This window comes from Spirillospora sp. NPDC049024 (assembly GCF_040649235.1).
In the GTDB taxonomy this organism is placed as follows: domain Bacteria; phylum Actinomycetota; class Actinomycetes; order Streptosporangiales; family Streptosporangiaceae; genus Spirillospora.
Genome location: NZ_JBEZFD010000030.1, coordinates 1 through 18898, shown reverse-complemented (window position 1 = coordinate 18898; position 18898 = coordinate 1). Strand labels below are relative to the sequence as shown.

General features: G+C 73.4%; 18 protein-coding genes. 13 read left to right on the top strand and 5 right to left on the bottom strand.

Translation table 11 applies throughout. From position 1 onward, the window contains the following. Window positions 1–27: 27 nt before the first annotated feature. Both AB0C21_RS38135 and AB0C21_RS38130 read right to left on the bottom strand, forming a co-directional pair. Window positions 28–597, bottom strand: a complete 570-nt coding sequence (locus tag AB0C21_RS38135; protein ID WP_500210925.1) for a hypothetical protein — start codon at window positions 595–597, stop codon at window positions 28–30. A gap of 94 nt (window positions 598–691) precedes the next feature. After that, complete coding sequence (locus AB0C21_RS38130; protein WP_500210924.1) at window positions 692–1270, bottom strand: hypothetical protein; 579 nt, start codon at window positions 1268–1270, stop codon at window positions 692–694. A gap of 148 nt (window positions 1271–1418) precedes the next feature. On the opposite strand from AB0C21_RS38130, the gene AB0C21_RS38125 reads away from it, so the two are divergent. The 12 genes from AB0C21_RS38125 to AB0C21_RS38070 all read left to right on the top strand — a co-directional run bounded on the left by AB0C21_RS38125 (window position 1419) and on the right by AB0C21_RS38070 (window position 13177). After that, window positions 1419–2678: a sensor histidine kinase gene (locus AB0C21_RS38125; RefSeq protein ID WP_500210923.1), complete on the top strand. Its 1260-nt coding sequence runs from the start codon at window positions 1419–1421 to the stop codon at window positions 2676–2678. Further along, window positions 2666–3313, top strand: a complete 648-nt coding sequence (locus AB0C21_RS38120) for a response regulator transcription factor (protein ID WP_500210922.1) — start codon at window positions 2666–2668, stop codon at window positions 3311–3313. The genes AB0C21_RS38125 and AB0C21_RS38120 overlap by 13 nt, the downstream gene beginning before the upstream one ends. After that, window positions 3310–4134, top strand: a complete 825-nt coding sequence (locus AB0C21_RS38115) for a DUF4097 family beta strand repeat-containing protein (protein WP_500210920.1) — start codon at window positions 3310–3312, stop codon at window positions 4132–4134. Before AB0C21_RS38120 ends, AB0C21_RS38115 begins: the two co-directional genes overlap by 4 nt. 434 nt (window positions 4135–4568) lie before the next feature. Beyond that, the gene (locus tag AB0C21_RS38110; protein WP_500210919.1) at window positions 4569–5609 is read left to right on the top strand and encodes a methionine ABC transporter ATP-binding protein; all 1041 of its coding nucleotides are present in this window, start codon (window positions 4569–4571) and stop codon (window positions 5607–5609) included. After that, window positions 5606–6262 (top strand): methionine ABC transporter permease, encoded by a 657-nt coding sequence (locus tag AB0C21_RS38105; RefSeq protein WP_500210918.1) that lies wholly within the window; start codon window positions 5606–5608, stop codon window positions 6260–6262. The genes AB0C21_RS38110 and AB0C21_RS38105 overlap by 4 nt, the downstream gene beginning before the upstream one ends. Window positions 6263–6318: 56 nt before the next feature. Continuing rightward, window positions 6319–7134, top strand: a complete 816-nt coding sequence (locus AB0C21_RS38100; protein ID WP_500210917.1) for a MetQ/NlpA family ABC transporter substrate-binding protein — start codon at window positions 6319–6321, stop codon at window positions 7132–7134. Between the two features lie 91 nt (window positions 7135–7225). After that, a complete protein-coding gene (locus AB0C21_RS38095) occupies window positions 7226–8206 on the top strand; it encodes an STM4015 family protein (RefSeq protein ID WP_500210916.1) in 981 nt (326 codons plus the stop codon). Next, complete coding sequence (locus tag AB0C21_RS38090; protein WP_500210915.1) at window positions 8203–9156, top strand: STM4015 family protein; 954 nt, start codon at window positions 8203–8205, stop codon at window positions 9154–9156. The genes AB0C21_RS38095 and AB0C21_RS38090 overlap by 4 nt, the downstream gene beginning before the upstream one ends. 13 nt (window positions 9157–9169) lie before the next feature. Beyond that, window positions 9170–10240 carry an STM4014 family protein gene (locus AB0C21_RS38085; protein ID WP_500210913.1) on the top strand — a complete coding sequence of 357 codons (1071 nt, stop codon included), beginning with the start codon at window positions 9170–9172 and terminating at the stop codon, window positions 10238–10240. Next, window positions 10237–11028 carry an STM4013/SEN3800 family hydrolase gene (locus AB0C21_RS38080; protein ID WP_500211027.1) on the top strand — a complete coding sequence of 264 codons (792 nt, stop codon included), beginning with the start codon at window positions 10237–10239 and terminating at the stop codon, window positions 11026–11028. The genes AB0C21_RS38085 and AB0C21_RS38080 overlap by 4 nt, the downstream gene beginning before the upstream one ends. A gap of 2 nt (window positions 11029–11030) precedes the next feature. Then, window positions 11031–12320, top strand: coding sequence for an STM4012 family radical SAM protein (locus AB0C21_RS38075; RefSeq protein ID WP_500211025.1), 1290 nt, complete (start codon window positions 11031–11033; stop codon window positions 12318–12320). After that, window positions 12320–13177 (top strand): STM4011 family radical SAM protein, encoded by an 858-nt coding sequence (locus tag AB0C21_RS38070; RefSeq protein WP_500210912.1) that lies wholly within the window; start codon window positions 12320–12322, stop codon window positions 13175–13177. Before AB0C21_RS38075 ends, AB0C21_RS38070 begins: the two co-directional genes overlap by 1 nt. Window positions 13178–13256: 79 nt before the next feature. On the opposite strand, the gene AB0C21_RS38065 is transcribed toward AB0C21_RS38070, so the two are convergent. The 3 genes from AB0C21_RS38065 to AB0C21_RS38055 are packed head-to-tail and all read right to left on the bottom strand — an operon-like array spanning window position 13257 to window position 16141. Then, window positions 13257–14423 carry a DUF6745 domain-containing protein gene (locus tag AB0C21_RS38065; protein ID WP_500210910.1) on the bottom strand — a complete coding sequence of 389 codons (1167 nt, stop codon included), beginning with the start codon at window positions 14421–14423 and terminating at the stop codon, window positions 13257–13259. Between the two features lie 11 nt (window positions 14424–14434). Beyond that, window positions 14435–14761, bottom strand: coding sequence for a DUF8820 family protein (locus AB0C21_RS38060; protein ID WP_500210908.1), 327 nt, complete (start codon window positions 14759–14761; stop codon window positions 14435–14437). A gap of 51 nt (window positions 14762–14812) precedes the next feature. Next, window positions 14813–16141: a threonine/serine exporter family protein gene (locus AB0C21_RS38055; protein ID WP_500210907.1), complete on the bottom strand. Its 1329-nt coding sequence runs from the start codon at window positions 16139–16141 to the stop codon at window positions 14813–14815. Window positions 16142–16584: 443 nt separating this feature from the next. Between AB0C21_RS38055 and AB0C21_RS38050 the strand changes: the two genes are divergently transcribed. Then, on the top strand, window positions 16585–18678 hold the full coding sequence (locus AB0C21_RS38050; protein WP_500210906.1) for a RecQ family ATP-dependent DNA helicase: 2094 nt from the start codon (window positions 16585–16587) through the stop codon (window positions 18676–18678). The last annotated feature ends 220 nt before the right edge of the window (window positions 18679–18898 follow it).

Below are 18898 nucleotides of genomic sequence, written 5' to 3'. Positions count from 1 at the left end.
GAGGATTCAAGAACGAACGGTCAAGTATCAGGCCCGGGAAGCCGCCGGGACGGACGGACGGTCCAGGTCCATGACGTCCAGCACCGAGTCGTCGGCGGCGAGAGCCTCCACGACCGGTCCGCGGCGGGCGCCCCAGACCACGACGACGTGGCCGTGCTCGGGGACGTCCAGGATCCGCTTGCCGACCCGCACCCGGGCGACCTCGGCCGAGGCCCGCAGCCGCGCCTCGTTGACCCACTTGGCGCCCCACGGCAGCAGCCGGTTGGCGTTGCGCACCGTCCGGCCGGACCCGTACTTGAGCAGGTGGCGCCCCATCTCGCCGGACGAGCGGCGGGCCAGCGGCTCGGCGGGGGCCGAGCCGCCCGCGCCGCCCAGCTCCATCCACTCGCCGTCGCGGCGATGGAACGTCCAGCCCTCGATGAACGCGGAAGCGGGGTCCGCCCACTGGTAAAGGAACGTGACAACGGCGATGTCGCCGTCCTTGTCGAGTCCGAGCGGAAGGTAGTCCCGTCCTTCGGTGAAGTGGGCGGGAGCGGGGACGGGGAGGCCGTCCCGGAGGAGCCGCAGGCACTCCTCGTGCACCTCGTGGTCGTTCATGATGGGGGACCTCTGATCGTGCAGGCAGGGCAAAGGGCCCTCCCGCGAGAGGGCCCCACGTGGCATTCACTCTAGAGGTCCGGCTCGTCTGGTTTCACCCGTCTGGCGTACTCCCGACAGCCCTTTGCCATCCGTCCTTCATCTCGTGGTCGATCGCGGGCCCGCGGAAGGCGGACGCCCGCGCCGCGAGGACGGCGCACAGGGCCGCCAGCGGCAGCTCCACCCCCGCCGCCAAGGCGATCGCCACCGTCCGCTCCGCGCCGGGCGTGGCGGTCATCACGTCGAACCACGCGTCCACGGCCAGCAGCGCCCCCGCGGCGGCGGCGCACAGCCCGTGGCGCGGATCGCGGCGGACGAGCAGCAGACCGGTGCCGAGCAGCGCGGCGGCCTCCATCGCGTCCAGCCCCACCCAGGCCGCGGACCAGTTCGACACCACGGCCGTGGACGGCATGGTGGCGGCGAGCATCCACATCCAGGGCACCAGCGCGGCGGCGCCCCCGACGAACGCCCAGCCGAGCCGCCGGCTCCCCGCCGTCCGCCGGGCGGCGGGGGCGGGCGGCCCGGTGCGTCCGCGGCGCGGACGGCGCCGGGGGGCGATCCCGAGGCGGGACGAGGAGGGAGCGAGGCCGGGGACGGCGGCGACCATGGGGGACTCCTGGGGACGGGTGCGCATCCGCTTCCCGGATGCCTGACCAAAGCCTCGCCGGAATCCGCCTCAAGATCAGTAGCGCGTCCTTCCGATCCGGGGTGGCACTGGCTTCACCCCCGGCCCTGCATCCTGGTTCATGGCGGCGCCCGAAGTGGGGCAATACGGTTGCCCCATGGCAGCCCTCTCCGCGGTCCGGCACGTCCGCGTGCGCGCTCCGTGGTCGGCGGCGGCATGGCGCGACACGGTGTTCGTCGCCTCCGGGGTGCCGCTGCACCTCACCGGCTGGCTGATCCTCTGCTCCCTCTGGGCGTTCTGGACGCCCGTGAAGGTGACCTCGATCCTCCTGCTCCTCGCAGCGTCGGTCGTCGTGCTGCTGCTCGCGCTTCGCCCGCTGACCTCCTGGCAGCGGGAGCGGTGCTGGGCGATGCTCGGCCTCGACATCCCGCGGATGCCCGGCTTCGACGACGGGCGCCCCTGGGACGCGCTGCGCGACCTCCGCTCGCCCGAGCTGTGGCGGGTCCTCCAGTACCACCTGCTGGCCGGGCCGTTCCTCGCCGCCGGCGGGGTGGTCGTGATCGGGGCGTGGGCGGCCGGCCTCGCCCTCGCCACGTCCGCGACCTACGCGTGGGCGGTGCACCCCGGCGATCCGCTGGCCGGCCATCCCCAGCGCGTCGCCGTCCTCACCGCGGTCGGCGTGCTGCTCGTGGCGGCGGCGCCGTGGGCGGCGGCGGGCGTCCGGTACCTGGACGCCCGCGCCGCCGCCCGGCTGCTCGGCCCCGACCGCGCGAAGGAGCTGGAGCGGCGCGTCGAGGACCTGGCCGAGAAGCGCGCCAGCGTGGTGGACGCCGCCGACATCGAGCGCCGCCGCATCGAGCGCGACCTGCACGACGGCGCCCAGCAGCGGCTCGTCTCCCTCGCGCTCAACCTCGGGCTGGCGCGCGAGACGCTCACCGGCGTCCCGGACGACGCCATGCGCGTGATCGTGGAGGCGCACGAGGAGGCCAAGGCGGCGCTGACCGAGCTGCGCGACCTGATCCGCGGCCTGCACCCGGCCGTGCTGGAGGACCGCGGACTGGACGCCGCCCTGTCCGGCGTCGCCGCGCGGGTGCCGCTGCCGGTCCGGCTCCGCGTCGACATCGAGCCGCGCGCCTCCTCGACCGTCGAGGCCGTCGCCTACTTCGTCGTCTCCGAGGCCCTCACCAACGTGGTCAAGCACGCGCGCGCCGGCGAGGTGGACGTCAGCGTGGCCCGCAGCGGCGACGTGCTGCGGGTGACCGTCCGCGACGACGGCGAGGGCGGCGCCGACCCGTCCGCCGGGACCGGGCTGACCGGGCTCGCCCGCCGCGTCCGGTCCGTGGACGGTACCTTCCGGATCACCAGCCCCGCGGGGGGCCCGACCACCGTCACCGTGGAGCTGCCGTGCGCATTGTGATCGCCGAGGACTCGGTCCTGCTCCGGGCCGGGTTGATCAAGGTCCTGGAGACCTCCGGGTTCGCGGTCGCGGCGGCCGTCGGCGACGCCGAGGGGCTGCTCGCCGCCGTGCGCGAGCACCGGCCGGACGCGGCGATCGTGGACGTCCGCATGCCGCCCGGCTTCACCGACGAGGGCGTGCGCGCGGCGCTGGTGATGCGGCGGGAGACCCCCGGGACCGCCGTGCTGCTGCTGTCGCAGTACGTCGAGGAGCGGTACGCGGCGGACCTGCTGTCGACCAGCACCAGCGGGATCGGCTACCTGCTCAAGGACCGCGTCGCGGACGTCTCGGTGTTCCTGGACGCGCTGCGCCGGGTCGCGTCCGGCGGCACCGCCCTGGATCCGGAGGTCGTCTCCCAGCTGCTGCTGCGCCGGCACCGCGACCCGCTGGACCGGCTCACCCCGCGCGAGAAGGAGGTCCTCGCCGTCATGGCCGAGGGCCGCTCCAACGCGGGCATCGCCGCGGCGCTCGTGGTGAGCGAGAGCGCGGTCGCCAAGCACATCAACAGCATCTTCGCCAAGCTCGACCTCCCGCACGCCGAGGGCGACCACCGCCGCGTCCTCGCCGTGCTGCGCTTCCTGGACGGCGAGGCGTGAGGGCTCCGGCCGCCGAGGCCCCGCCCGCCCCTCCGGACCGGCCGAGGCGGCGCGGCGTCTGGATCGCGCTGGCGATCGCGACGGCGCTGGTCGTGGTCGCGCCGGCCGGGGCGGGCCTCACCGGGTTCTTCCGGGCCGCCGAGCGGACGTCGACGTCCATGACCCCCTACCGGCAGCCGGTGCGGGAGGTGCGGCTGGACGTGGACGACGCCGAGGTCTCGGTCTGGCCGGGCTCGGACGGCGGGGCGCGCGTCTACAAGGATCTCCGCTGGGGGCTGACCAGGCCCGAGTTCACCGAGTCGCTGGTGGACGGCGTGCTGTTCGTCACGTTCCGCTGCCAGGGACCCGAGCGGCTGGGCGCGGGGTGCAGGGCGGACATCGACGTCCAGGTCCCGGCCGGGGCGCGCGTGTCGGCGGTCGCCGGCTCCGGGCGGATCGACGTGCGGGGGATCACCGGCGACCTCGACCTGCGCACCGGGTCCGGGGAGATCGCCGTCGCCGGCGCGCGCGGCGGGCTGCGGCTGCTGGCGAGGTCCGGCACGATCACCGGCCGCGCGCTCGCCTCGCCGAACACGCAGGCCGACGTGTCGTCCGGCACCCTCGACCTCCGCTACGCCGAGCCCCCGGACTCGGTCGACGCCTCCGCCCGCTCCGGGACCGTGAAGATCATCGTCCCGGCGGGCTCGCGCTACCGGGTCGCCGGGTGGAGGGGCGCCGGCGACGTCCACCTCAACCCGGCCCTCTACGACGACCGCTCGCCCCGCCGGATCTCCGTCCGCAGCGGCTCGGGCGGCACCTACCTCGACTACCGCGACGACTAGGGCGCTGACCAGGGCGCTGACTAGGGCGAACGCCGTGACCCGAAGCGACGGGCGTCACACCGGGCGGAGTTGCGTCATCGGTGTGGAGCCGGTTAACTGCTGACATGCCTTCCGTACGCCCGTGCCGTGAGCACCGCCCGCCGATGCGGCGGGCCCTTCGGCGTACGTGTTGCCGGCGAATGTGTGACCGCTGAGGGCCCCCGCCTGAGTCTCGCGCCCCGAAGCGAGCGACCTCCGACCCCCTGAGTCGCGCATGTCTTTCGAACGCCACCTGCTGAGCCACACGCCGTACCCGCCCGGTCTCTCCTGACCGCGCCGCGTCGTCCCGGCAAACCCTGATCGCCGCGCGCTGACGACCCGCGCCGTGTGATCGCCGTCCCGTCCTGAAACGCCGCCGCCCGTGCGGCGGCCCCTGTCCGCATGGATGATTTCCTGTGATTCAGATCGAAAAACTTCGCAAGGTCTACCGCGGTCGCGGCCGCGAGGTGACCGCCGTCGACGGCGTCGACCTGACCGTCGCCGAGGGCGAGGTCTTCGGCGTGCTCGGCCGCAGCGGCGCGGGCAAGAGCACCCTGCTGCGCTGCGTCAACCTGCTGGAGCGCCCGGACGAGGGCCGCGTCGTGGTCGGCGGCCGCGACCTGCTCGCGCTGCGCGGCGGGGAGCTGCGCCGGGCGCGCCAGGGCATCGGCATGATCCACCAGCATTTCGGCCTGCTCGGCAGCAGGACCGTCGCCGGGAACGTCGCGTTCCCGCTGGAGGTCATGGGCGTCCCGCGCGCCGAGCGGGCCGGGCGCGTCGCCGAGCTGCTCGACCTGGTCGGGCTCACCGAGCACGCGAAGGCGTACCCGGCGCGGATCTCCGGCGGGCAGAAGCAGCGCGTCGGCATCGCCCGCGCGCTCGCGGGACGGCCGAAGGTGCTGCTGTCGGACGAGGCGACCTCCGCGCTCGACCCGGAGACGACCGCCTCCATCCTGGAGCTGCTGCGCGACCTCAACCGCCGGCTCGGCCTCACGATCCTGCTGATCACCCACGAGATGGAGGTGGTCAAGCGCATCTGCGACTCGGCCGCCGTCATGCGGGAGGGCCGGTTCACCGAGTCGGGGCCGGTGCCCGAGCTGCTCGCCCGGCCGGGCTCGGAGCTGGCGCGCGGCCTGTTCCCGCTGCCGCCCGCCGAGCCCCGCGACGGCACGACCCTGGTCGAGGTCACCTTCACCGGCGGCGCCACCGACGAGCCGTTCGTCTCGGCGCTGGCCCGCAAGTACGCGCTCGACGTCAACATCCTCGGCGGCGCCGTGGAGACCGTCGGCGGCGAGCGGGTCGGCCGGCTCCAGCTCGAACTGCCCGGCGACCCGGCGCAGAACGCCGCGCAGCTGGCGTTCCTCCGCGAGTCCGGCCTGGCCGTGGAGGTCGGGAACGCCGGGCACGCCGACAGTCCCGCGCAGGTCAGCAGCCCCGTACAGGAGGACGCACGATGAGCTGGGACGAGGTCATGCCGCTGCTGGGGCCCGCCACCCGCGAGACCCTCTACATGACCGGCGTCGCGACGCTGTTCACCGCCTTCCTCGGGCTGCTGCTCGGGGTGCTGCTGGTGATCACCGAACGGGACGGGCTGCTGCCCGCGCCGCCGGTCAACGCCGTGCTCGGCGTCGTCGTCAACATCGGGCGGTCGCTGCCCTTCCTGATCCTGATGGTGGCGATCATCCCGTTCACCCGGGTGGTCGTCGGCACCAGCATCGGCAACGCCGCCGCGATCGTCCCGCTGACCGTCGGCGCCATCCCGTTCTACGCCCGGCTCGTCGAGATCGCGCTCCGCGAGGTCGACCCGGGCGTGCTCGCCGCGGCGCAGGCGATGGGCGCCACCCGCCGCGAGATCGTCGGCAAGGTCCTGCTGCGCGAGGCGCGGCCGGGCCTGGTGTCCGGGCTGACCGTCACCGTCATCGCGCTCATCGGCTACACGGCCATGGCCGGGACGGTCGGCGGCGGCGGGCTCGGCAACCTCGCCGTCGTCTACGGCTACGAGCGCTTCGAGACCAAGGTCATGGTCTCCACCGTGGCGCTGCTGATCGTACTGGTCCTGGCCGTCCAGGCCGCGGGGGACCTCACCGCCCGCCGCCTCACCCGCAGATGACGCACCGACCCCCTCTTTCCGCAGAGATTCCGGTACCGCACAGAAAGGCACTCCTCGTGCTTCGCAAGTTCACCGCCGCGCTGGCCTCCGTCGCCCTCCTCGCCGGCCTCACCGCCTGCGGCTCGTCCTCGGCGTCCGACGACCCGGACGCCCCGCTGAAGGTCGCGGTCAACCCCGTCCCGCACGGCGACATCCTCAAGTACGTGAAGGACGAGCTGGCGGGCAAGGCCGGCCTCAAGCTCGAGATCGTCACCTTCAGCGACTACCAGCAGCCGAACACCGCGCTGAAGGAGAAGCAGGTCACGGCGAACTACTTCCAGCACGTGCCGTTCATGGAGGAGTTCGAGAAGAAGTCGGGGACGAAGCTGGCGTTCGTCGCTCCGGTGCACCTCGAACCCCTCGGCGTGTACTCCGAGAAGGTGAAGGGCCTGCAGGAGGTTCCGCAGGGCGCGACCGTCGCCGTGCCGAACGACCCGGCCAACGAGGGGCGCGCGCTGAAGCTGCTCGCCGACAACGGCCTGATCACGCTGAAGCAGGGCGCGCCGACCAGCGCGACCGAGCGGGACGTCGCGACCAACCCCAAGGGCCTGAAGTTCAAGCCGCTCAAGGCCGCGCAGCTGCCCCGCTCGCTGGAGGACGTCGACCTCTCGGTGATCAACGGCAACTACGCCATCGAGGCCGGCCTGGCCCCGAACAAGGACGCGCTCGTCGCGGAGAAGGCCGAGGGCAACCCCTACGCCAACGGCATCGTCACGCTGCCGGAGGACAAGGACGACCCCCGCGTGAAGAAGCTCGTCCAGCTGCTGCAGGGCCCCGAGGTGAAGAAGTTCGTCGAGGACAAGTACAAGGGGTCGGTGCTGATCGCCTCCTGATCCCGGGCCCGTCCCCCGAACCGCGGAAAGCGGCGCGGTTTGTCCGCCGGTCCTGATAGGACATGTGCCGAAGATCAGGTGAAGGGGACCCATGGGCGTATATGAGCACCTTGAGGAGTACGTCGGCCTGCCGGTGGCCACGTTCAACGAGGACACCGGCACCGAGGAGGAAGAGGACGACGGCCGCGGCGCCGGCGCCGACCCCCTCACCGGCCAGGACTTCCCGCCCGCGGGCGAGGCCGCCTGGTTCGTCGGGACCTCCTTCGACGAGGAGCCGTTCGACGCTGTCTTCCGGCGGTTCCTCGACACGATCGACACCACCGAGGTGACGGCGCTCATCATCGGCTACTGGGGCGCGTCCTACGAGTCCGACGACTTCCCCGACCCGGTGGCGCTCCTGACCGGGGCCGCCGCGTCGTTCCCGAAGCTGCGGGCGCTGTTCCTCGGGGACATCACCGGCGAGGAGGCGGAGATCTCCTGGATCGAGCACGCCGACATCACGCCCCTGTTCGCCGCGTTCCCCGACCTCGAACGCTTCGAGGTGCGCGGCGCGCAGGGGCTCGTCCTCGACCCGGTCAAGAGCGAGAAGCTGAAGGTGCTGCGCTTCGAGTCGGGCGGGCTGCCCGCCCGGATCGTCCGCGCCGTGGGGGCGAGCGACCTGCCGAACCTCGAGCACCTCGACCTGTGGCTCGGCGAGGAGAACTACGGCGGCGACGCCACCGTCTCCGACCTCGCGCCGTTCCTGTCCGGCGAGCGGCTGCCGAACCTGCGCCACCTCGGCCTGGAGGACAGCGAGATCCAGGACGAGATCGCGGCCGCGGTCGCCGGCGCGCCGATCGTCGCGCGGCTGGAGTCGCTGAGCCTCGCGATGGGCGTCCTGACCGACCAGGGCGCCGAGGCGCTGCTGGCCGGCCAGCCGCTGACCCACCTGCGCAAGCTGGACCTGCACCACCACTTCCTGTCCGACGCGATGGTCGAGCGGGTGCGGGCGGCGCTGCCCGGCGTCGAGGTCGACCTCGACGACCAGGAGAAGCCGGACGGCGACTGGCACTACATCGCGGTGTCGGAATGATCGAGGAGCGCCTCTCCACCTTCGCGGGCCTGCCCGTCCACACCTTCGACGGCGAGCCGGACGGCCCGCTGCCGGAGCCGGACGAGGTGGCCTGGGGCGTCTACCACCGCGTCCTGGACAACGGCGCGTGGGGCGCGGACGTCCCCGAGAACCTCGGCCTCTTCCTGGAGACGGTCGACACCGCCCAGGTCACCCACCTGGTCATCGGCTTCTGGGGGTTCGACCGCGAGGAATTCGACCCGGTGCGGTGGCTGGTGGACAACGCCGGCCGGCTCCCCCGCCTGCGGGGGGTCTTCCTCGGGGACGTCCTCGACTGGGAAGTGCACATCTCCTGGATCCAGAACGGCGACATCTCGCCCGTGTTCGAGGCCTATCCGGGGCTGGAGCACTTCGAGATCCGCGGTGCCTCCGACCTGCGCTTCGAGCCGCCGCGCCTGGAGCGGCTGAAGGTGCTGCGGATCGAGTCGGGCGGCCTTCCGGCCGAGGTCGTGCGAGCGGTCGCGAGCAGTGACCTGCCCGCGCTGGAGCACCTGGACCTCTGGATCGGCTCGGAGCAGTACGGCGGGACGTCCTCGCCCGAGGACTACGCGCCCTTCCTCACCGGTGAGCGGTTCCCGGCCCTGAAGCACCTGGGTTTGGAGAACGGCCCGTTCCAGGACGAGCTGGCCGAGGCCCTGGCGAGCGCCCCGGTCGTCGCCCGGCTGGAGTCGCTCAGCCTGGCGATGGGGATGCTGTCCGACCGGGGAGCGGAGGCGCTGCTGGCCGGGCAGCCCCTCACCCACCTGCGCAGCCTCGACCTGCACTACGCCTTCCTGAGCGAGCCGATGCTGGAGCGGATCGAGGCGGCACTGCCGGGCGTCGAACTCGATCTCGAGGACGCGCTCGGCGAGGCGTCGTGGGCGGGCCAGGAATGGGTCTTCAGCGAGAACTACGTCGCGGTGGCGGAATGACGGCGGTGGCGCGATGACGCTCGCGGTGGTCGGCACGCCCGGCGACCGGCGTCCCGCGCTGTTCGCCGCGGCGTGCCGGTCCGCCGGGCTGCCCGAGCCGCGGCTCGTCCCCTGGACCGACGTGCTGCGCGGCGTCCCGCTGCCCTTCGCGGCGGGCGAGATGGTCCGCGTCGACTCGCCGGGGGAGGACGCCGAGGCCGACGCGCTGCTGCGCGGGCCCGGCGCGCCCGCGCGGGTGGGCGGCGGTGCGCGCTGGCACCGGACGTTCACGGCGGCCCTGCGGCGGCTGGCGGAGGCGGCCTCGGCGTCCGGCGCCCGCCTCCTCGGCGAGGTCGAGGAGATCGCGGTCATGTTCGACAAGCGGCTCTCCCACGCCCGCCTGCTCGCCGCGGGAGTGCCCGTCCCGGCCGCGCTGCCGGAGGTCGACGGATACGCCTCGCTCCGCGCCCGGATGACCGAGGCGGGCGAGCGGCGGGTGTTCGTGAAGCCGGCGCACGGCTCGTCCGCCTCCGGGGTGGTCGCGCTCCAGACGGCGCCGGGCCGCGTGCGTGCCGTGACGTCGGCGTCCCTGGAGGGCGACCGGCTGGTCAACTCGCTGCGCGTCCGCTCGTACGAGACCGAGGACGAGGTCGCCGCGCTGATCGACCGGCTCGCCCCGGACGGCCTGCACGTGGAGCGCTGGCTGCCGAAGGCGACGATCGGCGGGCGCGTGTTCGACCTGCGGGTCGTCGTCATCGGCGGCGAACCCACGCACGCCGTCGTCCGGACCAGCAGGACCCCGATGACGAACCTGCACCTGGGCGGTGCCAGGGGAGACCTGGGGGCGGTGCGGCGCGCGCTTGGAGAGGACGGCTGGAACCGGGCCCTCGACGTGTGCGCGCGGGCCGCCGCCTGCTTCCCGGGCAGCCCCATGGTCGGCGTCGACCTGCTCGTGGGGTTCGGGTTGAAGCGGTTCGCGGTCTGCGAGGTGAACGCCTTCGGCGACCTGCTGCCAGGGCTGACCGGGCTCCCCGGGACTTCCGCCGAGGGCCTGGACACCTACGGCGCCCAGGTCCGGGCGGTGTTGAGCGCGTGCACGACATGAACGAGGTCATCGGCGGCCACGACGTGCTGCTGGTGACCCTCGACACGCTGCGGTACGACGTGGCCGCCGAACTGGCCGCGGCGGGGGAGACCCCCACGCTGGCCGCGCTGCTCCCGGAAGGCCGCTGGGAGCGCCGCCACACGCCCGGCAGTTTCACCTACGCCGCGCACGCGGCGATGCTGGCCGGCTTCCTGCCGACGCCCGCATCGCCCGGCCCGCATCCGCGCCTGTTCGCCGGCGCCTTCGCGGGCAGCGAGACCACCGCCGCAGGCACGTGGACGTTCGACGCCGCCGACCTGCCGGCGGGCCTCGCCGCCGCGGGCTACCACACGGTCTGCGTGGGCGGCGTCGGGTTCTTCAACAAGCTGACGCCGCTCGGGTCGGCGCTGCCGTCGCTCTTCGCCGAGAGCCACTGGGAGCGCGGGTTCGGCGTGACCGACCCGGAGTCGCTGCCCAACCAGATCGACCGGATCGCCGAGGTCATGGCGCGTCTGCCTGCCGGACGGCGCCTGTTCCTGCTGCTGAACGTCGCGTCCTTGCACCAGCCCAACTGGTTCTATCTGGACGGCGCCGCACCTTCGGACGGGGATACGCGTGCGAGCCACGCCGCCGCGCTCCGGCATGTGGACGCCCACATCGGCAGGCTGTTCGGCTTGATGCGCCGGCCGTGCTTCGTCATCGTCTGCTCCGACCACGGGACGGCGTACGGCGAGGACGGCCACACGGGCCACCGCATCGGCCACGAGGTCGTCTGGACCGTTCCGTACGGGGAGTTCGTTCTGCCGTGAACCTGAACGCCGTGAACCCATATCAGGCGTACGTGTACGCCTATCCGCACAAGACCGCCTACCGTCCGCTGCGCCCCGAGCCCGCGCTGCGGGACGTGTGGGCGGACGAGCCGCTCGACGCGCTCTTCCTGTACTTGCACGTGCCGTTCTGCGAGATGAGGTGCGGCTTCTGCAACCTCTTCACCCGCACCGGCGCGCCGGAGGAACTGACCGGCGCCTACCTGGACGCGCTCGACCGGCAGGCCACCGCCGTCCTGGACGCCCTGGACGGGCCCGCCTTCGCCACCGCGGCGTTCGGCGGGGGGACGCCGACCTACTTCACCGCGTCCGAGCTGGAACGGCTCTGCGGCATCGCCGGACGGTTCCCCGGGTTCGGCTCGATCCCGCTGGGCGTGGAGACGTCCCCGGCGACCGCCACCACCGACCGGCTGACCGTCCTCGCCGAACACGGGACCACCCGCGTCTCCATCGGCGTGCAGAGCTTCCTGGACGAGGAGGCGCGCGCGGCCGTCCGGCCGCAGAAGCGCGCCGAAGTGGAGGCCGCGCTGGACCGCATCCGCGCCGTGGGGTTCCCTGTCCTGAACATCGACCTCATCTACGGCATCGACGGCCAGACACCCGCGACGTGGACGCACTCCCTGGACGCCGCTCTCGCGTGGCGCCCGGAGGAGATCTACCTGTACCCGCTCTACGTCCGCCCGCTGACCGGCCTCGGCCGCCGTGCCCAGGACTGGGACGACCAGCGCCTCACCCTCTACCGGCTCGGCCGCGACCACCTTCTCGGCGAGGGCTACGAGCAGGTGTCGATGCGGATGTTCCGGCTGCCGTCGTCCGGTGCGGGCGGCACGGAGTACTGCTGCCAGACGGACGGCATGGTCGGTCTAGGCTGCGGGGCGCGCTCCTACACCTCCCGCCTCCACTACTCGTTCGAGTACGCCGTCGGAGCCGGGCAGGTGCGCTCCATCATCGACGACTACGTGCGCGAGTCCGACTTCACCACCGCCCGCGTCGGCTTCGCGCTGGACGACGACGAACGCCGCCGGCGGCATCTCGTCCAGTCCCTTCTGCAAGCGAGCGGCGTCGACCTGGACGCCTACCGCGCGCGCTTCGGGAGCGACCCGATGGACGACTTCCCCGCCGATCTGAAGTCCTTCGCCGATCGCGGATGGCTGGAGACCACCGAGGACGCCGTTCGACTCACCCCTGAAGGGCTCGCCTACTCCGACGCCATAGGCCCGGCCCTGTTCTCGTCCCCTGTCCGGGACCTGATGGCCTCCTACGAGGCGCGGTGATGGACCATCTGACGATCCTCTACCGGGGGCCGCTCGCCAGCTGCGACTACGACTGCCCTTACTGCCCGTTCGCCAAGCGCCGTGACACGCCCGAGCAGCTCCGCGCCGACCGCGCCGCGCTCGAACGCTTCACGGAGTGGGTGGCCCACCGCGACCACCGCGTCTCGGTCCTCTTCACGCCGTGGGGCGAGGGGCTCGTCCGCTCCTGGTACCGGCGCGCCCTGACCGACCTGAGCCACCTCCCGCACGTGGAGCGGGTCGCGATCCAGACGAACCTCAGCCACCGCGTGTCGTGGACGGCCGACGCCGACCTCACCCGGCTGGCGCTGTGGGCGACCTACCATCCCGGCCAGGTGCCCTACGAGCGGTTCCTCGGCAAATGCCTGGACCTGGCGTCGCGCGGTGTCCGCTTCAGCGTCGGGATCGTCGGCCGGCCGGAGCATCTCGACGCCGCCCGCCGGCTCCGCGCGGACCTTCCCGACACCACCTATCTCTGGGTCAACGCCGCCGAAGGTCGCGTCTACGACGATGCCGAGGCCGCCTCCTGGACCGACATCGATCCGCTGTTCCCCGTGAGCCGCCGCCCGCACGCGAGCCGCGGCCTCCCCTGCCGGACGGGGGACACGGTCGTGTCGGTGGACGGCGACGGAACGGTCCGGCGCTGCCACTTCGTCCCGTCCGTGCTGGGCAACCTCTACGACGGCTCGTTCCAGGACGCCCTGGCACCGCGCCCTTGCCCGCTCGACATGTGCGACTGCCACATCGGCTACGTCCACCTCGAACCGCTCGGCCTCTACGACACCTTCGCCGGCGGCGTCCTCGAACGCATCCCCGCCCTGCTCGGCCAGGCTCCCTGAACGGGCGGCGTCCCCTGGTGACTGGGGAAGTGAGACCAGGGGACGCCGGCCAGACCGGACACTCCGGTCGCCTACAGGCTCAGGTCTGCTTCTCGGGGTGGTAGTCGGCCTCGTCCACGCCGAACGTCCACGCGACGCCCGCGCGCGCCGTGCGAGTGTCGGGCGGGACCCGCAGGTAGTAGGTGCGGTGCGTGCCGTCCGGCTCGGGCGTGGAGTTGACCACCTCCACCATGACCACCGGTTCGTCGCCCGGCAGGTCGATCGACCACAGGACGCCCGTCTCGTCGCGGTGCCGGGGACGTGCGCCGGTCTCGGCCAGGTACCGGTCGTAACCGAAGATCTCCAGCATCACGCGGCGCAGCTCGGCGTTCTGCTCGGCGGAGATGCGGTCGGGCGTCAGGTCGGTGAGCGACTCGACGAAATCGGGCGGGATCGGCATGCCGCGCCAGGCGTGCAGGGCGAATCCGTCCGGGTAGGCGAGGGCGGGACCGTCGCCGCGGTGCAGCCGGCCGGGCTCGTCGCGGTACAGCTCACTAGCCCGCTCGGAGAGGATCACCAGCCGCTCGTAGGGCCACCACCAGCCGGCCGACCGGGCGACCTCCGCCAGCCCGGTCAGCGGGCCGTCGAGCCGTCCGAGCGACTCGAACAACGCCAGCCACGGCGCGTCGTGCTGGCCCAGGACGGCGTCGAGCGTGGCCGCGCGCAGCAGCGACTCGGCCGCGTCCTCCTCCGGGGTGGACCGCTCGTTGCCCGCCGCCATCGACCGGCCGTGCGCCCGCTCGCCGACCGCCCCGCGCACGCGCGTCACCAGCGCCTGCACCTGGTCCCACAGCAGCCCGCCCGTCTCGGCCCACGTGCGCGGCCACTGCTCCGGCCCCTGTTCGGAGCAGGCCGCCGCACGTTCGGCTTCCCAGGGCCGGGTGCGCACGTCCGTCAGGACGCTCCGCCCCGCCGCGTCGGCGCCCAGGTCGGCGCGGGCCTGCTGGAGCAGGTCGTCAAGCCCTGCCTTCTCCAACGCCTCGCCATGCCCCGCGAGGACGGCCGCCGCGACGGCGCCCCGCATGGGGGAGGGCACCCACAGGTACCGCTCGGGGGCCTCCAGCCCCGCGGCGGCGTAGGCGGCGGCCACGCCCGCCTCGGCGCGGGCACGGTCGGCGGGACCGGTGGCGAACGCCGCCGCCTGCCAGTCGCCGACCACGTAGTGGGTCTCGCGTACCGTTCCGGTGTGCATCGATCCGGTGAGCATCGTCCCGCCCCTCAGTCGGCCACGACGCGGACCGCGCCGGGCACGTACTCGCGCTGGCGGATGACCCGGTACCAGCCCTTGGGCAGCGTGATCGCCGCGTGCTCCTCGTGCACCAGCCGCCCGCCGGACGGCAGGTGCAGGTGGTCCGGGACGAGCGGGTCGGGGGTGCGCAGCAGCGTGCCGGGCGCGGCGAGGGCGTGCGCGTGCCCGGTGGCCTCACCGCGGGCCAGCACCATGCGCCCCCGGCCGTCGCGCGGGGACGGCGGCAGCTCGCGGACGGCCTGCGGAACCGATTCCTCGGGCACGGGCAGGATCAGGACGTCTCCCTGTCGGAACATGCCGCGAACGTAACGTCCCCCACCGACAAAACCGCCCTGGCCGCTCCCGGGTCAGAAGCCGCGGGTCCGGCGGGCCGCCGGGCGGGCCCAGCGGCCCGACGCGCTCAGGCCGACGTGCTGGAACGCGCGGACGAGTTCGCCGCCGAGGTTCACGCCGGCGCCGAGCGCGAGCGCCACGGAGATCGCTCCGATGAGGCTGAGCACGCCCGCCTGCGGCGAACCGGTGTTGAGCTCGACCATGCCGCGGTAGAGCGCCGTCCCCGGCAGCAGCGGGCCGATGGCGGGGACCACGAACGGCATGACGGGCGCCCCGTGCCTGCGGGCGAGCCAGCTCGCCATGACACCGACGAGGGTCGCCGCCACGGCGGCGGCCAGGACGGGTGGAACGTGCCATCCGCGGCCCAGGACGTACAGGACCCAGATCATCGCGCCGCCGAGGGCGACCGTGGTCAGCACGTCGCGCGGGGCGGCGAGGGACACCGCGAACGTCAGCGAGATGGCGGCGGCGGCCAGGACGGCGATGGGCTTCAGGTTCGCCGAGGGGGTGGGCAGGTGCACCACGTCGATCGGCACGCCCATGTTCACCGCGAGGTAGACCACGGCGCCCAGCCCGGCCACGATCGCCGCGATCATGAAGAAGACCTCCAGGACCCGCGCCCCGGCGCTGACCAGGTCTCCGGTGATGCCGTCCTGGATGCTCGCCACCAGCGGGCGTCCCGGGAGCAGCGCCAGGATCGAGCCGGTGACGATCGTCGCGGCCTGGCCCGGATTGCCCAGGGCCACCACCCCCGCGGCCGCCGCCGCGCCTATCGCGGCGGCCACCGACAGCTGGAAGAACTCCGCGATGCCCCGGCGCGCCAGCGCGGCGGCCGTGCGGTCGCCCAGCATCGTGGCGACGAACGCCGTGGTCGCCACCAGCGGCCCGCCGCCGGACAGCACGCTGCCCGACGCGGCGATGAGCCCGAGCGACACGACCAGCAGCCAGGTCGGGTACGGAGGGCGGCCCCTCTTGATCTCCGCGAGCCGCTTGTGGGCCTCCTCCAGTTCGAGCATGCCGATGGACGCGTCCTGGACGAGCTGGTGCAGCGCGGTGAGCCGCCAGTAGGCCGGAGTCCGCCGCCGGATGGCGCGCGCGCCCGTCATCGGCGCCGCGCCCCCTCCCGGGTGCGCCGAGACCAGGATGCTGGTCAGCGTGACCTGCACCTCGCAGCGGGGGAGTTCGTAGGCCACGGCCAGACCGAGCATCGCCTCGTTGACGCGCTCGGTGGTCTCGCCACTGGCCAGGAGGAGCTCGCCCACGCGCAGCACCAGGTCGACGACGCGCGCGTCGACGACCTCGCTCGGCTCGTCCTCCGGCGCCTCGGGGGGCGTGGTGTCCATCAGGACCTGCCATGTCCGCCGCAAGCGATCAGCCGCGCCCATTCCCCCCAGGTGTCCCTTCCCGCCCATGAACCGATCTTGACTGGCAGGCTACCCACCTGCCCGGCGTCCCCAATCCGTGGCCTGCGTCCCACCCTTCTCACAAAGGTCGATCGCCTGCGTTGGCGCTCGCCGGTATATGCGGTGCGCCGGGCGGTGGTGGCCGGCGTCGTTCTCCGGGGCGGCCGACCGGTGGCCGCAGTTCAGGACATCAGGTGACGAATCTCACGACCAAACCCGCGGCACCGGATGCCCCCGCGACTTCGGCCACCAAGCAGGAGAACAGGCCGGGCCTGCCGCCATAGCCCTCTAGGCGGACGCGCCGGGGCTTGGCCCGGTCGTACCGTTTTCCACAGAACGCGGTTCTGGTGCGGGGGCCTCTGCGGCACTGGTACCAAGGACGCATGAGCTCTTCGGACGGTCTGCGGGACGAGGCCGAGCGGTGCCTGCGCGCCCTCGCCGGTGACCACGCGCGGCTGCGCGACGACCAGTGGACGGCGATCAGCGCGCTCGTCGTCGAGCGGCGGCGCGCCCTCGTCGTCCAGCGGACCGGCTGGGGCAAGTCCGCCGTCTACTTCGTGGCGACCCGGCTGCTGCGCGAGCGCGGCGCCGGCCCGACCGTGATCGTCTCGCCGCTGCTGGCGCTGATGCGCAACCAGATCGAGGCCGCCGACCGGGCGGGCATCCGCGCCCGCACGATCAACTCGTCCAACACCGGCGACTGGGACCAGGTCTTCGCCGAGGTCGAGGAGGGCGCGGTCGACGTCCTGCTGGTGAGCCCCGAGCGGCTCAACAACCCCGACTTCCGCGATCTCGTCCTGCCGAAGCTCGCCGCCGGGGCCGGGCTGGTCGTGGTCGACGAGGCGCACTGCATCTCCGACTGGGGCCACGACTTCCGCCCCGACTACCGGCGGCTGCGCACCCTGCTGGCCGACCTGCCGCCCGGCATCCCGGTGCTCGCCACCACCGCGACGGCCAACGCCCGCGTCACCAAGGACGTCGCCGAGCAGCTCGCCGGCGACGACGCCCTGGTCCTGCGCGGCCCCCTCGAACGCGACTCGCTGCACCTCGCCGTGGTGGACCTCCCCTCCGCCGAGCAGCGCGTCGCCTGGCTGGGCGAGCACCTCGGCGACCTCCCGGGCTCCGGCATCATCTACACCCTCACCGTCGCCGCGGCCCACGAGATCACCGGCTGGCTCCGCGACCGCGGATACGAGGTGGCCGCCTACTCCGGCCAGACCGAGCAGGCCGAACGCCTCCAGGCCGAGCGGGACCTCCACGACAACAAGCTCAAGGCCCTCGTCGCCACCAGCGCCCTCGGCATGGGCTTCGACAAACCCGACCTCGGCTTCATCGTCCACGTCGGCGCCCCGCAGTCCCCGGTGGCCTACTACCAGCAGATCGGCCGGGCCGGCCGCGGCGTCGACCGCGCCGAGGTGATCCTGCTCCCCGGCCGCGAGGACCGCGACATCTGGGCCTACTTCGCAAGCCTGGCCTTCCCTCCGGAGCACATCGTCCGCAGCACGCTGGACGTCCTTGACATGGCCGACCGCCCGCTCTCCACCACGGCCCTGGAGCCGATGGTCGACCTCAACCGGGCCCGTCTGGAGATGATGCTCAAGGTCCTCGACGTGGACGGCGCCGCCCGCCGCGTCAAGGGCGGCTGGACGTCCACGGGCGAACCCTGGTCCTACGACCGCGAGCGCTACGAGCGCGTCACCGCCGAGCGCCGCCGCGAGCAGCAGGCGATGCTCGACTACATCGCCACCACCGGCTGCCGCGAGGAGTTCCTGCGCAGCCAGCTGGACGACCCCGCCGCCGCGCCCTGCGGCCGCTGCGACAACTGCACGGGCCGCCACTGGCCCACCGAGGTCACCCAGGAGAGCACGACCCAGGCCCGCGACCGCCTGCACCGCCCCGGCGTCGACATCGCCCCCCGCCGCATGTGGCCGACGGGCGTCAAGGACGACCTGGGCGTCTCCGGCCGCATCAAGCCCGAACTCCAGGCCGAGACGGGCCGCGCCCTCGGCCGCCTCACCGACATCGGCTGGGGCAACCGCCTGCGCGACCTGTTCGCCGCCGACGACACCGACGTCCCGGCCGACCTGGTGGACGCCGTCGTGAAGGTCCTCGCCGCCTGGGACTGGACGACCCGCCCCACCGGCGTCGTCACGATCGGCTCCCGCTCCCGCCCCCGCCTGGTCACGACGTTCGGCCGGCGCATCGCCCAGATCGGCCGCCTGCCCTACCTGGGCGAACTGACCCCCATCGGCGACCCCGTGCCCCGCCGCCACAACAGCGCCCAACGCCTCCGCTCCGTCTGGAACGCCCTGGCCGTCCCCCAAGACCTGGCCGAGGCCCTAGCCGGCAACCCCGGCCACATCCTTTTGGTGGACGACCGCATAGAAACCGGCTGGACAATGACCGTGGCGACCCGCCTCCTAAAGGAGTCCGGCGCCCAGTCAACCCTCCCCCTGGCCCTGGCCACCCCCGCCTAACCCTCGAAGCCCCGCACCTCCCACCCCGGCACCCTCCCCGCCCCAAGACACCACCCCCACACGCCCTGCCCCCGCGCGCACGGGCGGCTGACCCGTCCGCTCCTCGCTCGCCTCGGAGCGATGGGCCGCCGGAGCCGTCCCGCCGGAGCCGTCCCGCCGGAGCCGTCCCGCCGGAGCCGTCCCGCCGGAGCCGTCCCGCCGGAGCCGTCCCGCCGGAGCC

What these genes read in the sequence shown, in the direction of transcription:
- AB0C21_RS38095 (WP_500210916.1), top strand. Translation starts at nt 7,226, where the DNA reads ATGGGCGTATATGAGCACCTTGAGGAGTACGTCGGCCTGCCGGTGGCC.
- AB0C21_RS38105 (WP_500210918.1), top strand. Translation starts at nt 5,606, where the DNA reads ATGAGCTGGGACGAGGTCATGCCGCTGCTGGGGCCCGCCACCCGCGAG.
- AB0C21_RS38050 (WP_500210906.1), top strand. Translation starts at nt 16,585, where the DNA reads ATGAGCTCTTCGGACGGTCTGCGGGACGAGGCCGAGCGGTGCCTGCGC.
- AB0C21_RS38055 (WP_500210907.1), bottom strand. Translation starts at nt 16,141, where the DNA reads ATGGACACCACGCCCCCCGAGGCGCCGGAGGACGAGCCGAGCGAGGTC.
- AB0C21_RS38060 (WP_500210908.1), bottom strand. Translation starts at nt 14,761, where the DNA reads ATGTTCCGACAGGGAGACGTCCTGATCCTGCCCGTGCCCGAGGAATCG.
- AB0C21_RS38125 (WP_500210923.1), top strand. Translation starts at nt 1,419, where the DNA reads ATGGCAGCCCTCTCCGCGGTCCGGCACGTCCGCGTGCGCGCTCCGTGG.
- AB0C21_RS38080 (WP_500211027.1), top strand. Translation starts at nt 10,237, where the DNA reads ATGAACGAGGTCATCGGCGGCCACGACGTGCTGCTGGTGACCCTCGAC.
- AB0C21_RS38070 (WP_500210912.1), top strand. Translation starts at nt 12,320, where the DNA reads ATGGACCATCTGACGATCCTCTACCGGGGGCCGCTCGCCAGCTGCGAC.
- AB0C21_RS38065 (WP_500210910.1), bottom strand. Translation starts at nt 14,423, where the DNA reads ATGCTCACCGGATCGATGCACACCGGAACGGTACGCGAGACCCACTAC.
- AB0C21_RS38135 (WP_500210925.1), bottom strand. Translation starts at nt 597, where the DNA reads ATGAACGACCACGAGGTGCACGAGGAGTGCCTGCGGCTCCTCCGGGAC.
- AB0C21_RS38130 (WP_500210924.1), bottom strand. Translation starts at nt 1,270, where the DNA reads ATGCGCACCCGTCCCCAGGAGTCCCCCATGGTCGCCGCCGTCCCCGGC.
- AB0C21_RS38085 (WP_500210913.1), top strand. Translation starts at nt 9,170, where the DNA reads ATGACGCTCGCGGTGGTCGGCACGCCCGGCGACCGGCGTCCCGCGCTG.
- AB0C21_RS38090 (WP_500210915.1), top strand. Translation starts at nt 8,203, where the DNA reads ATGATCGAGGAGCGCCTCTCCACCTTCGCGGGCCTGCCCGTCCACACC.